Genomic DNA, 14,640 nt, shown 5'->3' with positions numbered 1-14,640 from the left:
GATACACCGCTATCGCAGGCAAGCCAGCTCCCACATTGGGTACCGGTGAGCTTAAAGGCTTGGCAGCAACTTGGCCGGCACCAGCTCATTCAGGCAACGGGTGGCAAGCAGTTCGCTGGCGGCATTGATGTCCGGGGCAAAGAAGCGGTCCTTGTCGTAGAACGCTACTTTGTCGCGCAGGATGCTCCGGGCTTTTTCAAGCGCAGGCGAGGTTTTCAAGCCGTCGCGCAGGTCCAGGCCCTGGCAGGCTGCAAGCCATTCCACCGCGAGAATGCCACGGGTGTTCTCGGCCATTTCCCACAGGCGCTTGCCCGCGGCCGGGGCCATGGAGACGTGGTCTTCCTGGTTCGCCGAGGTCGGCAGGCTGTCGACGCTATGGGGATGGGCCAGTGCCTTGTTCTCGCTGGCGAGCGCAGCGGCAGTGACCTGGGCGATCATGAAACCGGAGTTCACCCCACCATTGCCTACCAGGAACGGCGGCAGTTGCGACATGTGCTTGTCCATCATCAGCGAGATGCGCCGCTCACTCAGGGAGCCTATTTCGGCGATGGCCAAAGCCATATTGTCAGCGGCCATGGCCACCGGTTCGGCGTGGAAGTTACCGCCGGAAATCACGTCGCCTTCGGCGGCAAATACCAGCGGGTTATCCGATACCGCGTTGGCTTCGACCACCAGCACTTCGGCGGCCTGGCGGAACTGAGTCAGGCAGGCGCCCATGACCTGTGGCTGGCAACGCAGGGAGTACGGATCTTGCACCTTGTCGCAGTTCTGGTGCGACTGCGACACCTGGCTGCTTTCGCCCAGCAGGTCACGATAGGCCGCAGCCGCATCGATCTGCCCACGCTGGCCACGCGCCGCATGAATACGCGCATCGAACGGCGAGCGCGAACCCAGTACGGCCTCCACGGTGAGGCCGCCGCAGGTGAGCGCGCCGGCAAACAGGTCTTCACCTTCGAACAGGCCGCGCAATGCGTAAGCGGTGGATACCTGGGTGCCGTTGAGCAAGGCCAGGCCTTCTTTGGCGGCCAGGGTCAGCGGTGTGAGGCCAGCAACTTTCAGCGCTGCGGTGGCTTCCAGCCATTCGCCCTTGTAACGCGCTTTGCCTTCGCCAAGCAGCACCAGGGACATATGCGCCAATGGCGCCAGGTCACCAGAGGCGCCGACCGAACCTTTCAGCGGAATGTGCGGGTACACCTGGGCGTTGATCAGCGCGATCAGCGCGTCGATCACCTGGCGACGGATCCCGGAGAACCCGCGGCTGAGGCTGTTGACCTTGAGCACCATGACCAGCCGCACCAGCGCATCGCTGATCGGCTCACCGACGCCAGCGGCGTGGGACAGCACCAGGGAACGCTGGAGGTTTTCCAGGTCTTCACTGGCGATGCGGGTCGAGGCCAGCAGGCCGAAACCGGTGTTGATGCCATAGGCGGTGCGGTTCTCGGCGAGAATCTGCTCCACACAGGCGACGCTGGCTTCAATCTGGGCCGAGGCGCTGTCATCCAGGCTGAGGGTTACCGGCTGCTGGTAGATGGCCCGCAGCTGGGCGAGGGTCAGTTGGCCTGGAATCAGGTTTAGCGCAGTCACATTCGTTCTCCTTGTGAATTATTCTTAGGTGTTCAGTGCAAATTCGGTAACGCAGTGTCTTTAAGCAACTGGGCAGCGGCGGCAATATCCGGCGCCAGCCAACGGTCCTGCTCGTAAGCGGGGACCACTTCGCGCAGCAAGCGCCAGGCGTGGTCGGTGCCCACGCCGAAGCGCTGGTCCTTGAGGAATTCGAACGCCTGGGCTGCCAGCAGATACTCGATGGCGAGGATCTGGGTGACGTTGGCCAGCACCTGGTGCAGCTTGAGCGCGGCGTTGGTGCCCATGCTCAAGTGGTCTTCCTGCAGGCCCGAGGTGACGAAGTTGTCGAGCACCGCCGGTTGCGCCAGTTGGCGGTTCTGCCCGCACAAGGATGCGGCGACGTACTGCACGATCATCATCCCGGAGTTGACCCCGGGGTTGCTGACCAGGAACGCCGGCAAGCCGCTGACGTGCGGGTTGATCAGGCGGTCCAGGCGACGTTCGGCCACGGAGCCGATTTCGGCCATGGCAATCGCCAGCATGTCCGCCGCCAGCGCTACGGACTGGCCGTGCGGGTTGGCCTGGGATACCACGCGATAGTTATCCGGCGTGCCAAGCAGCAGTGGGTTGTCCGTGGCGCTGTTGAGTTCAGTCTCGATCTGGCGGGTGGCGTGCTCAAGCTGATCGCGAGCGGCGCCGTGGATCTGCGGGATCGAGCGAATGCTCAGGGCGTCCTGGGTGCGAATACCTTTGCTGCTGGCGATGACTTCGCTGCCGTCGAGCAAGGCGCGCAGGTTGCTGCCGACCTGCTGCATGCCCGGGTGCGGCTTGAGGGCGATAATCGCTTCGTCAAAGGCGTCGATCTGGCCGCGTTGGGCTTCGAAGCTCATGGCACCGATCACATCGGCCCATTGCAGCAAATGGTGGGCATCGGCCAAGGCCAGACAGCTCAGGCCGGTCATGCACGGCGTGCCGTTGACCAGGCACAGACCGTCTTTGGCGCCGAGCACCACGGGTTGCAAGCCTTCAGCCTGCAAAGCGTGTTGCGCCGTGACCACCTGGCCGCGATAGCTCACATTGCCGACGCCGAGCAAGGCCACGCCGACATGGGCCATGTGGGTCAGGTAACCCACCGAGCCCTGGGACGGCACTTGCGGGGTGATGCCGTGATTGAGCAGCGCCAGCAACGAGTGCACCACCTGTGGGTGCAGGCCGGACTTGCCGTGGCTGTAGTTGATGATCGCCGCGCAGATGATCGCGCGGGTCTGCTCGTCGCTGAGCACCGGGCCGACGCCACAGGCGTGGCTCAACAGTGTATTGCGCGACAGCTGGCTCAATTGCTCGCCCTTGAGCGACACGTTGCACAAGGCGCCCAGGCCGGTATTGACGCCATAGGCGCGCTCGCCGCTGGCGACGATGCGTTGCACGATGGCCTGGGCGTTGTCGATGCGCGCCCAGGCCTGGCCCGAGAGCTCGAGCACAGCGCCATGGCGAGCCACGGCGGCCACGTCCTGCCAGCGCATCGGCGCGTCGGCGATGATGATTGTTGTTGCCTGGGGCATCTTCATACCTTCTTCAATTCTTGTGCAGCTTTGCCGGCCCAATCGGGGGCAAGTCGAATCGTCGCACCGCCCCTCCCACAGGGGGAATGCATTTCAAATGTGGGAGGGGGCTTGCCCCCGATGGCGCCAGTCGCCTCACCACAGGGTTGGGCTCAGACCACCGCCGCCCGCCGCTGAACAAACCGATCCACATACTCATCCGCTGGCGAATGCAGGATCTCGCGCGGCGTGCCGACCTGGATCAGCTTGCCGTCCTTGAGAATCGCAATGCGGTTGCCGATGCGCACGGCCTCGTCGAGGTCGTGGGTGATAAACACGATGGTCTTGTGCAGGGTCTTTTGCAGCTCGAGCAACTGGTCCTGCATCTCGGCGCGGATCAGCGGGTCGAGGGCGCTGAAGGCCTCGTCCATCAGGATGATGTCGGTGTCGGCCGCCAAGGCCCGGGCCAGGCCCACACGCTGGCGCATGCCGCCGGAAAGCTGGTGCGGGTATTTGTTTTCGTAGCCCTTGAGGCCTACGGTTTCGATCCAGTGCAGGGCGCGCTCGGCACACACCTGCTTGGTTTCGCCGCGTACTTTCAGGCCGTAGGCAACGTTGTCGAGCACGCTCTTGTGGGGCAACAGACCAAAGCTCTGGAACACCATGCTGATCTTGTGCCGGCGGAATTGGCGCAGCGCTTCCATGTCCAGTTGCAGGATGTCTTCGCCGTCCACCAGGATCGCGCCGCTGGTGGGGTCGATCAGGCGATTGAAATGGCGTACCAGGGTGGATTTACCGGAACCTGACAGGCCCATGATCACGAAGATCTCACCAGTGCCGATGCTCAGGGACAGGTCATTCACGCCGACCACGCAGCCGGTCTCGGCCAGTACCTGGTCCTTGGTCTTGCCCTGGCCGATCATGGCCAGGGCATCCTTGGAACGCGCGCCGAATATTTTGAAGACGTTCTTTACTTCGATTTTGCTGACAGTAGTCATTTGCTCGCCTCATGCCGTGGGCGGCCATAAGCCTGGGTAATGCGGTCGATGACCACTGCGAGAATCACGATCGCCAGCCCGGCTTCCAGGCCACGGCCGACGTTGAGGGTCTGGATGCCGACAAGCACGTCTTCGCCCAAGCCACGGGCGCCGATCATCGAGGCAATCACCACCATCGACAGCGCCATCATGGTGGTCTGGTTGATCCCGGCCATGATGCTCGGCAACGCCAGCGGCAGTTGCACGCCGAACAGTTGCTGCCAGCGGTTGGCGCCAAAGGCGTTGATGGCTTCCATGACTTCGCCATCGACCTGGCGAATGCCCAGGTCCGTCAGGCGGATCAGTGGCGGCGCGGCGTAGATCACCGTGGCGAAGATCGCCGGGACCTTGCCCAGGCCGAACAGCATCAGCACCGGGATCAGGTACACGAAACTCGGCATGGTCTGCATGATGTCGAGCAGTGGCATCAGCACCGAACGCAGGCGATTGCTGCGCGCCGACAGGATGCCCAGGGGAATGCCGATCAGCACCGAAATCACCGTGGCGACCATCATTAGTGCCAGGGTTTGCATCAGCTTGTCCCACAGGCCAACCGCGCCCACCAGGAACAGCAAACCGACGATCACCGCCGTGGTTACCAGCTTGCGCGTGGCGTGCCAGGCAACGCCGCCGACGATGACCAGCATCAGCCACCAGGGCGCCATGCGCAGCAACCCTTCCAGGTTGACGATGGCCCATAGCAGGGTGTCGGAAATGTGCCGGAACACATCGCCGTAGTTGGTAACCAGCGAGTCCACCCAACCGTTGACCCAGTCGGCGATGGAAAACGTAAAACTCTCAGGAAACATATAGTGCTCTCGATCCAGTGGGTTGTGGCCAGCCGCCCGGCCACCCCTGAGGGTAGCCGTGCACACTTGACCTACAAGGCCGCGTCGATTTTCTTGGCTGCGTCGTCGCTCACCCAGGCGTGCCAGACTTCAGGATGTTCCTTGAGGAAAATTTTCGCCAGTTTTGGCGACTCGATGCGCTCCTTGGCCATGCGGCCGAGGTTCTGATTCAGCAGGTCGATGGGCAGATTGACCTTTTCCAGCACAGCCACCAGTTCCGGGGCTTGCTCGTGGAAGGTCTTGGACAGGCCGACCTTGATACTCACGCGCTTATCCACGCCGGGTTTTTCTTCCAATTTGACCAGGTCGACCTGGCCCATCAGTGGCGTCGGCGACCAGTAGTAGAACAGGATCGGCTCGCCGCGCTTGTAGCTCGACAGCACCGCCGCGTCCAGCGCCGGGCCGGTGCCCGGGCGGAAGTTGGTATAGGTGCTTTCCAGGCCGTAGCTCTTGAGCATTTCGCTGTTGTCCAGCTCACAGGTCCAGCCGGCCGGGCAGTTGTAGAAACGGCCCTTGGAGGGCTCTTCCTGGTCCTTGAACACCGAGGCGTACTTGGCCAGGTCGGCGATGCTTTTCAGGTCCGGGGCCTTGGCTTCCAGCTTGCGCTTGGCGTCGCCTTCGATCACATAACGCGGTACGTACCAACCTTCGACCGCACCGACGACCGGGGCACCGACGCCCACGACCTTGCCGGCCTTCTCGGCCTTGTTCCAGACCTCGCTGCGGCCTACCCACTCCTCGGCAAACACTTGGATATCGTTACTGCCCAGGGCGTTTTCCATGGTGATGGAGTTGCCCGGCAGGCTGTCGGTTTTGCAGTCGTAGCCTTTTTCCAGCACGGTTTGCAGGATGTCGGTGAGCAACATGCCGCTTTCCCAGTTCAGGCCGGCGAATTTCACCGGTTTGCCGGATTCGCACCAGCCGGCCGCCTGGGCGCCGGCGCTTGCCAGCAAGCCAGCCGAGAACAAGGTAGCCAGCAAGGTCTTATTCATAGTCATTGTTGTGACGCTCCCAATCATGAAATGGATTACGGCAGTCAGTAGGCGTCCTGCCCTGTCCACGTCCCATCAGGCTTGTGCAGCCAGCCCGTTTGTTGTGGGTAAAGCGCCCTGCTCTTTTGGCAGGATCAGGTGATCGGGTACCGTGCCGTGCCATTTTTTCGCACACACGTAATACAGGGCCGCCGGCAGTACCAAGCCGATGATCCAGGAAATATCCACGCCACCCAGCGCGGCCACCAAAGGGCCGGTGTAGAACTTGGTGGCGATGAACGGCAGCTGCACCAGCACGCCGAAGATATAGACGCTGATACCCAGCAGGTTCCAGCGCCCGTAGCGACCGTTCGGGTCGGCCAGTGCCGGCACGTCATAGCGCTCGCGGGTGATGCAGTAGTAATCCACCAGGTTGATCGCACTCCAGGGCGTAAAGAACGCCAGCAGGAACAGGATGAACGACTTGAACGCCCCCAGGAACGAATGCTGGCCGAGCAACGCGATCAGGGTCGCCGCGCCGACGATGACCAGCACGAATGCCAGGCGCTGCAGCCGCGTGACCTCCAGGCGACCACGGAAACCGCTGACGATGGTCGCAATGCACATGAAGCTGCCGTAGGAGTTCAGCGTCGAGATGGTGACCTTGCCGAACGCGATGCTGAAATACAGCAACGCAGCGGTCGCTCCCGTACCGCTCAGGCCCACGATGTAGGCCACTTCGTGACCGGCGAACTGTCCGTCGGACATCGCAGCGGCAAACACGCCAAGGACCATCGCCACCTGTGCACCGACGACCGAACCTGCGCCAGCGGCAAGAAAGGTTTTCACCGATGACGTCTGGCTCGGCAGGTAGCGCGAATAGTCCGCCACATACGGGCCGAAGGCGATCTGCCAGGATGCCGCGAGGGACACGGCCAACAGAAAACTGCTCCAGCTGAAATGGCGGATCTGCAGGAGTGCGCCAACGTCGGTCTGGCCCATCAGGCGACTGAACAGGTAGACAAAAGCAATCACGCCAATGACGCTGGCGACACGGCCGATGAAATGGATCACCCGGTAACCCAGCACGGTGACCAGCACGATGACACTGGCAAAGATCAGGATACCGACGCTGTCGCTGACTCCAAACAACTGCCCCAGCGCCTGACCCGACAGCACGGTGCCGGTTGCGGTGAAACCCAGGTACATCAAGCACACCAGTACGATCGGGATGGCCGCGCCATACACGCCGAACTGCACCCGGCTGGAAATCATCTGCGGCAGGCCAAGCTTGGGGCCTTGGGCCGCATGCAAGGCCATGACGCCGCCGCCAATCAGTTGACCGACCAGCAGGCCGATCAACGACCAGAACACATCACCGCCCAGCACCACGGCCAGGGCCCCGGTGACGATCGCGGTGATTTGCAGGTTGGCACCCATCCACAGGGTGAACTGGCTAAATAGACGACCGTGTCTTTCCGCTTCCGGGATGTAGTCGATCGAGCGCCTTTCGATCAACGGGGTGGTGTCATTCGCAGCCATGGGGTTCAACCTCTGATGGATTGTCTTGAGTGTTGCCGCCGATCCAATGTGGGAGGGGGCTTGCCCCCGATTGCGGTGTATCAGCCAACAGATCAGATGACTGACCCGCCGCTATCGGGGGCAAGCCCCCTCCCACATGGGTCACTTGATCATCGGCAGGTTGAGGCCCTGTTCCTTGGCGCAATCAATAGCGATCTGGTAACCGGCATCGGCATGACGCATCACCCCCGTCGCCGGGTCGTTATGCAGTACCCGCGCAATGCGCTCAGCCGCTTCGTCGGTACCGTCACACACGATCACCATGCCCGAATGCTGGGAGAAGCCCATGCCTACGCCACCACCGTGGTGCAGCGAAACCCAGGTCGCGCCGCTCGCGGTGTTGAGCAAGGCGTTGAGCAGCGGCCAGTCGGATACGGCGTCGGAACCGTCCTGCATGGCCTCGGTTTCGCGGTTCGGGCTGGCCACAGAGCCGGAGTCCAGGTGGTCACGGCCGATCACCACCGGCGCGGACAGTTCGCCGCTGCGTACCATTTCGTTGAAGGCCAGGCCGAGCTTGGCGCGCTGGCCCAGGCCAACCCAGCAGATACGAGCCGGCAAGCCCTGGAAGCTGATGCGTTCGCGAGCCATGTCAAGCCAGTTGTGCAGGTGGGCATCGTCCGGGATCAGCTCTTTGACCTTGGCGTCAGTCTTGTAGATGTCCTGCGGGTCGCCGGACAGTGCAGCCCAACGGAACGGGCCGATGCCACGGCAGAACAGCGGGCGGATATAGGCCGGTACGAAACCAGGAAAGTCGAAGGCGTTTTCCACACCTTCTTCCTGGGCCATCTGGCGGATGTTATTGCCGTAGTCGAAGGTCGGGATGCCCTGCTTCTGGAATTCCAGCATGGCTTTGACGTGCACGGCCATCGACTGCTTGGCGGCCTTGATCACGGCGGCGGGCTCGGTCTTGGCGCGGGCGCGGTATTCGTCCCAGGTCCAGCCGGCTGGCAGGTAGCCGTTGAGCGGGTCGTGGGCGCTGGTCTGGTCGGTGACCATGTCCGGACGTACACCACGCTTGACCAGTTCCGGCAGGATTTCGGCGGCGTTACCCAGCAAGGCGATGGAGATGGCCTTGCCTTCCTTGGTGTACTTGCCAATGCGTGCCAGGGCGTCGTCGAGGTCGGTAGCTTGCTCGTCGACATAGCGGCTGCTCAGGCGGAAATCGATGCTGACCTGCTGGCATTCGATGTTCAGCGAGCAAGCGCCGGCCAGGGTTGCCGCCAGCGGCTGGGCCCCGCCCATGCCGCCGAGACCGGCGGTGAGCACCCAGCGACCGGTCAAATCGCTGTTGTAATGCTGGCGGCCAGCTTCGACGAAGGTTTCGTAGGTGCCCTGGACGATGCCCTGGCTGCCGATGTATATCCAGCTGCCGGCGGTCATCTGGCCGTACATGGCCAGGCCCTTGGCATCCAATTCGTTAAAGTGTTCCCAGCTGGCCCAGTGCGGCACCAGGTTGGAGTTGGCGATCAGCACACGCGGGGCATTGCTGTGGGTCTTGAACACGCCGACCGGTTTACCCGATTGCACCAATAGGGTTTCGTCGTCGTTCAGGTTGGTGAGGCTCTCGACGATCTGGTCGTAGCATTCCCAATTGCGCGCCGCACGGCCAATACCGCCGTACACCACCAGCTCTTTCGGGTTCTCGGCCACTTGTGGGTCGAGGTTGTTCATCAGCATGCGCAGCGGCGCTTCAGTCAGCCAGCTTTTGGCGGTGAGCTTGTTACCGCGGGCGGCGCGGATTTCGACGTCACGGTATTTTGTAGACTTGGTCACTGCTAGGACTCCTCGGCGATCGATGCGCGAACACGGATGGTGCGAAGGAGAGTCTTACGCACACATCTTTACTTGTATGTACAAGCATATGCAATCGAGCGGCCAACTCTTGGTGTGAGCCCTGCAGATTTTTTTCGAAGGTGAGCAAAGGCCTTGAAAATAAAGGCTTCAAAGCTTGATGAAATTTCTTACGGAGATGTTTTACGGCAAGAGGGATTTGTCACGACAGCGCAGCTTTGCGTCACGCTGGGGCATTAAGTAACAAATTGGTGCGCAGCCTGGAAACAGAAACAAATGTGGGAGGGGGCTTGCCCCCCCGATAGCAGTAGTTCAGTCAATTTATAGGTGACTGATACACCGCCATCGGGAGCAAGCCCCCTCCCACATTTTTCAACCGCGTGCGGTCAGTTCGATCAGGCAGCAACGGCCAGTGACCGAGATATCCAGCAAGCCCGCGTTACCGTCCACTTGCAGGCAATCGTGGTGACCGAGGGTCTCGCCCAACACCTTCACCTCATCCGCCACGCTGAACACCAGCACTGTCTGTGCCGTGCTGAAAAACCGCTGCACGCCATCCACCCACTGCAAACGCGCGTGATAACGCTCAGGCGAATAGATCAGGTTGAAATCGCGGATCGGCCCGGTAATCAGACGGCACGTCACTTGGCTGTCTCCCGCGAACGCGAATGGCTGCAACGGCAGCAAACCGCGCTGTTCCTCGCCGTCAACGGTCAGCACCATGCCCGCGCCCTTGATCACCGTAATCACGCGCTGGTAACCGGCGAACGTGGAGAATTCGCCCGATTCGGCAATATCGGCAATCGACAGGCGCCAGCCAAATCCATCCAGGCCAGTGCCCGCATCACGGGTGATCTCTTCGGTACTGCCGCCGCCGTTTTTCCACGGCATGCGCACATAGTCAGCGGCGCGCCAGATCTTGACTTCACTCATTTGCTGAACCTCCCTTCCAGGCTGTGACGGGAACCGGGGTGGATCAACCGCGCAGCGGTGACCGGCTGGCGACCTGACCAGGTGCGGCGACGAATCAACAGGCACGGTTCGCTCGGCTCGATCTGCAACAACTTGCACTCGGCGGCGTCGGCAAGGATCGCCTCAACCACATGCTCGCCCTCGGTCAATGGCGCGACCTGATTCAAGTAGGCGTAGGGAGTCTGCTGGGTGAAATCCTGTTGCAGGTATTGCGGCGCGACCAGGGCATTGACGAAACGGTCTTCGATTTGCACCGGAATATCGTTCTCGTAATGCACGATCAACGAATGAAACACCCGTCCGCCTTCGCGCATTTCCAGGGCCACGGCACGCTCGGAACCGGCGGCTTCTTCGCCCAGGGTGATGACCTGGCACGTGTGCCGATGCCCGCGGGAAGCGATCTCATCGGCGATGTTGTGCACCTCAAACAGCGCTGACTGGCTCTTCGGTTCGGCGACGAACGTGCCGACCCCTTGCATGCGCACCAACATCCCTTCGGCGGTCAGTTCGCGCAGTGCGCGGTTGATGGTCATGCGGCTGAAGCCCAACTGGCTGACCAGCTCGCTCTCCGACGGCACGCGGTAATGGGGCGGCCAGTTGCCGTTGAGAATCTGCTGGCTGATCATCTGTTTGACGCGGGCGTACAAGGGCGCCGGACTTTCGTCCATGTGGGCAGCCAGCGAAGACTTGGCGGGCGGAGTCGGCACAGGGAATCCTTGCAGGAAGAAAAGATGCATAGATTGCCGGAGTTTACCGAGCAGGCAAACGTCTGTATATGTATATACAAATAAACACACGACCGGGGTGCCTTGATCATGTCCGCTTTCTTTGCCGAACGCGCGCTGCTGCCTAATGGATGGGCCAACGATGTACGTCTTGAGGTCAGCGCCGATGGCCTGCTGGCCCAGGTGGAGGCCAATGCCAGTGCAGACGGCGCCGAACGGCTCAGAGGCCCGGTATTGGCGGGCATGCCTAACCTGCATTCCCATGCGTTCCAGCGCGCCATGGCGGGTTTGGCCGAAGTGGCAGGCAACCCCAATGACAGTTTCTGGACCTGGCGCGACCTGATGTACCGCATGGTCGGCAAGATCAGCCCCGAGCAATTGCAGGTCATCGCCCGCCAGTTGTATATCGAAATGCTCAAGGCCGGCTACACCTCGGTGGCCGAGTTTCATTACGTGCACCACGATGTCAGCGGCCAGCCCTATGCCGACCGTACCGAGCTGTCGCGCCAGATCAGCCTGGCGGCCGCCAGCAGCGGGATCGGCCTGACGTTGGTGCCGGTGCTCTATACCCACTCAGGCTTCGGCGGCCAGGCGCCGAATGAAGGCCAGCGCCGTTTTATCAACAGCACCGAAAACTACCTGGACCTGCAAGCACGCTTGCAGCCGATCCTGGCGGCACAACCCGCGCAGCAACTGGGCCTGTGTTTCCACTCTCTGCGCGCCGTCATCCCCCAGCAAATCCACGACGTCCTGGCCGCCAGTGACAAGACTTGCCCGGTGCATATCCATATCGCGGAGCAGCAAAAAGAAGTCGACGACTGCCTGGCCTGGAGCGGCAAGCGCCCGCTGCAATGGCTGTATGACAATGTTGAAGTGGATGAACGCTGGTGCCTGGTGCACGCCACCCACGCCGACCCCGATGAAGTGACACGCATGGCCAAGAGTCGAGCGATTGCCGGTTTGTGCCTGACCACCGAAGCGAACCTGGGCGATGGGATTTTTCCGGCGGTGGATTTCCTCGCCCAGGGTGGACACATGGGTATCGGGTCCGACAGCCATGTATCACTGAGCGTGGTGGAAGAACTGCGTTGGTTGGAATACGGCCAGCGTCTGCGCGATCAACGGCGTAATCGCCTGTATCGCAGTGATCAGCCGATGGTTGGGCGCACGCTGTTCGATGCTGCGCTGGACGGTGGCGCACAGGCACTGGGCCAGCCGATTGGTCGCTTGGAAGTGGGTAAGCGTGCGGATTGGATCGTGCTGGACGGTAACGATCCGTACCTGGCCACCGCCAGTGAGGATGGGATTCTCAATCGCTGGCTGTTCGCCGGTGGCGATCGCCAGGTGCGCGATGTGCTGGTCAATGGCAAGTGGGTGGTGCGGGACGGGCGGCATGCTGGTGAAGAGGAAAGCAGCCGGGTATTCACGCAAGTCTTGAGAGATCTGTTGGGCTAACGGCCAACACCTAACACATGTGGGAGGGGGCTTGCTCCCGATAGCGGTGTGTCAGTATCAGATGTACTGGCTGACACACTGCATCGGGAGCAAGCCCCCTCCCACATTTAATTACTGCGAAGTCTTGGCCATTTGTTTATCTGAAGTACGCCAGATCAACCGCGTGGTGTCATACCCCTGCTGCCGCGCCCTACTGAGCAAGTCTTCACGGGTATCGGCGCTCACCGTCGGCGTGCGCGACAGGATCCACATATAGCGCCGGCTCGGGCTGCCGACGATGGCGGTCTTGTAGTCATCGCTCACATACAGCACCCAGTAATCGCCCTTGGCGACGCCCGGCAGCAGTGACGTGAACCAGTTATTGAATTCGACCCAAAGCTTGTCGGTCTTGCCGGGCACTTGCGGCGTGGCCGTGCCTTTGGCCTCCTGCCACTTCCATTCAGGTGTCAGGCAGCGATTGAACACCGACATGTCACCGTCCGGCAGCAAGGTATAGCGCGCTTCGGATTGCGCGCAGTTGCGCTGAAAGTACATGGGCAAACGCGCCAACTCATACCAGGTGCCCTGGTAACGCTTGAGGTTGACGTTGCTCGCGGTCTTGGGTTGCAGATCATCGCCAGAATGGCTGGCACAGCCCGCCAAAAACAGGCTGGCGCAAAGGAACAAAACAAAACGCATCATTCTTCTTCTCCCGCAGGCTCGCGCCCCGGTTTACTTCAGGCCTTGCCCGGAAAACATCAGAACTTTGTCACCGGCGTACTGCACGCTGATAAAGCTGTTTTTATCGCCCCAGGTGCAGCTGGACATGCCCAGTGCGCCGGAACAATCGGTTGGCTTGCCCAGCAACGACTCTACCTCGGCCTTGGCCATGCCGGCCGACAATTTCTGGTAGTTTTCTTGAGTGACCTTGCTGCAAGCGGCTAACAGCACGCAAAAAGCCAGCAGGGCGAGACGGCGTAAAGACATGGAAAAGCTCCTGGAGAGACAAAGCAGCTGGGGTATCTGCCAGAAGCTTAGAAGGGAAAAGAGGTGTCTGGTTCCCGACGAGCGAAAACAAAAAAGCCCCGCAAACGCTGAAACGTTTCGGGGCTTCTTCAAGGGTGAACGGCCTCACAACACGGCGGATAATTTATCGCCGTGTATTACTTCTTGTGGTAGCCGGTCACACGCTCAACTTCTTCCTTCGAACCCAGGAACACCGCCACGCGCTGATGCAGGCCTTCGGGCTGGATATCGAGGATACGCTGGTGGCCATCGGTGGACGCACCGCCCGCCTGCTCGACCAGGAACGACATCGGGTTGGCTTCGTACATCAGGCGCAACTTGCCCGGCTTGGACGGCTCGCGGCTGTCGCGTGGGTACATGAACAGGCCGCCACGGGTCAGGATGCGATGCACGTCGGCCACCATCGCGGCGACCCAGCGCATGTTGAAGTTCTTCTTCAACGGACCTTCTTCGCCTTCCATCAGCTCGTTGACGTAACGTTTCACCGGCTCTTCCCAGTGACGCTGGTTGGACATGTTGATCGCGAATTCCTGGGTAGAGGCAGGAATCGAAATGTCTTCGTGGGTCAGCACAAAGCTGCCCATTTCGCGGTCGAGGGTGAAGCCCTTGACGCCGTCGCCCAGGGTCAGCACCAACATGGTCTGTGGGCCGTAGATCGCATAGCCGGCAGCCACCTGCTCAGTGCCTGGCTGCAGGAAGGCCTTTTCGTTCAGGGCTTCGTTCTGGCTCAGGTATTCGCTTGGGCAACGCAGTACCGAGAAGATGGTGCCGACTGGTGCGTTGATGTCGATGTTGGACGAGCCGTCCAGTGGATCGAATACCAGCAGGTACGCGCCTTTCGGGTATTTGCCCGGGATCTGGTAGGCATTGTCCATTTCTTCGGACGCCATGCCAGCCAGGTGACCACCCCATTCGTTGGCTTCGAGCAGGATCTCGTTGGAGATTACGTCGAGTTTCTTCTGCACTTCGCCTTGCACGTTCTCAGTGCCCATGCTGCCCAGCACGCCACCGAGGGCGCCTTTGGATACGGCGTGGCTGATTTCCTTGCAAGCACGCGCCACCACTTCGATAAGGAAGCGCAGATCAGCAGGCGTGTTGTTGCTGCGGGTCTGCTCGATCAAATAGCGACTCAGGGTAACGCGGGACATGGA

General features: G+C 61.1%; 13 protein-coding genes. 1 reads left to right on the top strand and 12 read right to left on the bottom strand.

Features of this window, described 5'->3' with window-relative positions; translation table 11 throughout:
- Window positions 1-51: 51 nt before the first annotated feature.
- The 9 genes from hutH (BLU48_RS30475) to hutC form a co-directional block, all read right to left on the bottom strand.
- Window positions 52-1,584, bottom strand: a complete 1,533-nt coding sequence (hutH, locus tag BLU48_RS30475; RefSeq protein WP_057025471.1) for a histidine ammonia-lyase — start codon at window positions 1,582-1,584, stop codon at window positions 52-54.
- Window positions 1,585-1,616: 32 nt separating this feature from the next.
- The gene (gene hutH / locus BLU48_RS30470; RefSeq protein WP_057025474.1) at window positions 1,617-3,125 is read right to left on the bottom strand and encodes a histidine ammonia-lyase; all 1,509 of its coding nucleotides are present in this window, start codon (window positions 3,123-3,125) and stop codon (window positions 1,617-1,619) included.
- 152 nt (window positions 3,126-3,277) lie between these two features.
- The gene (locus BLU48_RS30465; RefSeq protein ID WP_052501115.1) at window positions 3,278-4,102 is read right to left on the bottom strand and encodes a quaternary amine ABC transporter ATP-binding protein; all 825 of its coding nucleotides are present in this window, start codon (window positions 4,100-4,102) and stop codon (window positions 3,278-3,280) included.
- Entirely contained in the window at window positions 4,099-4,950 is an 852-nt protein-coding gene (locus BLU48_RS30460; protein ID WP_057025470.1) for an ABC transporter permease, read from the bottom strand. The genes BLU48_RS30465 and BLU48_RS30460 overlap by 4 nt, the downstream gene beginning before the upstream one ends.
- Before the next feature lie 71 nt (window positions 4,951-5,021).
- A complete protein-coding gene (locus tag BLU48_RS30455) occupies window positions 5,022-5,987 on the bottom strand; it encodes an ABC transporter substrate-binding protein (protein WP_057025469.1) in 966 nt (321 codons plus the stop codon).
- A gap of 69 nt (window positions 5,988-6,056) precedes the next feature.
- Window positions 6,057-7,502, bottom strand: a complete 1,446-nt coding sequence (locus BLU48_RS30450; protein WP_057025468.1) for a purine-cytosine permease family protein — start codon at window positions 7,500-7,502, stop codon at window positions 6,057-6,059.
- Window positions 7,503-7,643: 141 nt separating this feature from the next.
- On the bottom strand, window positions 7,644-9,314 hold the full coding sequence (gene hutU, locus BLU48_RS30445) for a urocanate hydratase (RefSeq protein ID WP_057025467.1): 1,671 nt from the start codon (window positions 9,312-9,314) through the stop codon (window positions 7,644-7,646).
- Window positions 9,315-9,704: 390 nt separating this feature from the next.
- Window positions 9,705-10,265, bottom strand: a complete 561-nt coding sequence (locus BLU48_RS30440) for a HutD/Ves family protein (RefSeq protein WP_057025466.1) — start codon at window positions 10,263-10,265, stop codon at window positions 9,705-9,707.
- Window positions 10,262-10,972, bottom strand: coding sequence for a histidine utilization repressor (gene hutC, locus BLU48_RS30435; protein ID WP_231984834.1), 711 nt, complete (start codon window positions 10,970-10,972; stop codon window positions 10,262-10,264). Before hutC ends, BLU48_RS30440 begins: the two co-directional genes overlap by 4 nt.
- Before the next feature lie 147 nt (window positions 10,973-11,119).
- On the opposite strand from hutC, the gene BLU48_RS30430 reads away from it, so the two are divergent.
- Window positions 11,120-12,484: a formimidoylglutamate deiminase gene (locus BLU48_RS30430; protein WP_057025465.1), complete on the top strand. Its 1,365-nt coding sequence runs from the start codon at window positions 11,120-11,122 to the stop codon at window positions 12,482-12,484.
- Window positions 12,485-12,595: 111 nt separating this feature from the next.
- Here the strand turns inward: BLU48_RS30430 and BLU48_RS30425 are convergent, their stop codons facing one another.
- The 3 genes from BLU48_RS30425 to BLU48_RS30415 form a co-directional block, all read right to left on the bottom strand.
- The gene (locus BLU48_RS30425) at window positions 12,596-13,165 is read right to left on the bottom strand and encodes a lipocalin family protein (protein WP_034117302.1); all 570 of its coding nucleotides are present in this window, start codon (window positions 13,163-13,165) and stop codon (window positions 12,596-12,598) included.
- 30 nt (window positions 13,166-13,195) lie between these two features.
- A complete protein-coding gene (locus tag BLU48_RS30420) occupies window positions 13,196-13,450 on the bottom strand; it encodes a lipoprotein (protein WP_043047281.1) in 255 nt (84 codons plus the stop codon).
- Between the two features lie 176 nt (window positions 13,451-13,626).
- Window positions 13,627-14,637, bottom strand: a complete 1,011-nt coding sequence (locus BLU48_RS30415) for a class 1 fructose-bisphosphatase (RefSeq protein ID WP_034117301.1) — start codon at window positions 14,635-14,637, stop codon at window positions 13,627-13,629.
- Window positions 14,638-14,640: the final 3 nt, after the last annotated feature.

The organism is Pseudomonas synxantha (assembly GCF_900105675.1).
GTDB classification, from domain to species: Bacteria; Pseudomonadota; Gammaproteobacteria; order Pseudomonadales; family Pseudomonadaceae; genus Aquipseudomonas; species Aquipseudomonas synxantha.
The sequence above is the reverse complement of the archived record's forward strand: the minus strand, read 5'-3'. Positions and strand labels throughout refer to the sequence as shown.

Excerpts from the sequence above, each read along its gene's own strand:
- hutH (WP_057025474.1), bottom strand. The coding sequence starts at position 3,125 with ATGCCCCAGGCAACAACAATCATCATCGCCGACGCGCCGATGCGCTGG.
- BLU48_RS30465 (WP_052501115.1), bottom strand. The coding sequence starts at position 4,102 with ATGACTACTGTCAGCAAAATCGAAGTAAAGAACGTCTTCAAAATATTC.
- BLU48_RS30460 (WP_057025470.1), bottom strand. The coding sequence starts at position 4,950 with ATGTTTCCTGAGAGTTTTACGTTTTCCATCGCCGACTGGGTCAACGGT.
- BLU48_RS30455 (WP_057025469.1), bottom strand. The coding sequence starts at position 5,987 with ATGACTATGAATAAGACCTTGCTGGCTACCTTGTTCTCGGCTGGCTTG.
- BLU48_RS30450 (WP_057025468.1), bottom strand. The coding sequence starts at position 7,502 with ATGGCTGCGAATGACACCACCCCGTTGATCGAAAGGCGCTCGATCGAC.
- BLU48_RS30440 (WP_057025466.1), bottom strand. The coding sequence starts at position 10,265 with ATGAGTGAAGTCAAGATCTGGCGCGCCGCTGACTATGTGCGCATGCCG.
- hutC (WP_231984834.1), bottom strand. The coding sequence starts at position 10,972 with ATGGACGAAAGTCCGGCGCCCTTGTACGCCCGCGTCAAACAGATGATC.
- BLU48_RS30430 (WP_057025465.1), top strand. The coding sequence starts at position 11,120 with ATGTCCGCTTTCTTTGCCGAACGCGCGCTGCTGCCTAATGGATGGGCC.
- BLU48_RS30425 (WP_034117302.1), bottom strand. The coding sequence starts at position 13,165 with ATGATGCGTTTTGTTTTGTTCCTTTGCGCCAGCCTGTTTTTGGCGGGC.
- BLU48_RS30420 (WP_043047281.1), bottom strand. The coding sequence starts at position 13,450 with ATGTCTTTACGCCGTCTCGCCCTGCTGGCTTTTTGCGTGCTGTTAGCC.
- BLU48_RS30415 (WP_034117301.1), bottom strand. The coding sequence starts at position 14,637 with ATGTCCCGCGTTACCCTGAGTCGCTATTTGATCGAGCAGACCCGCAGC.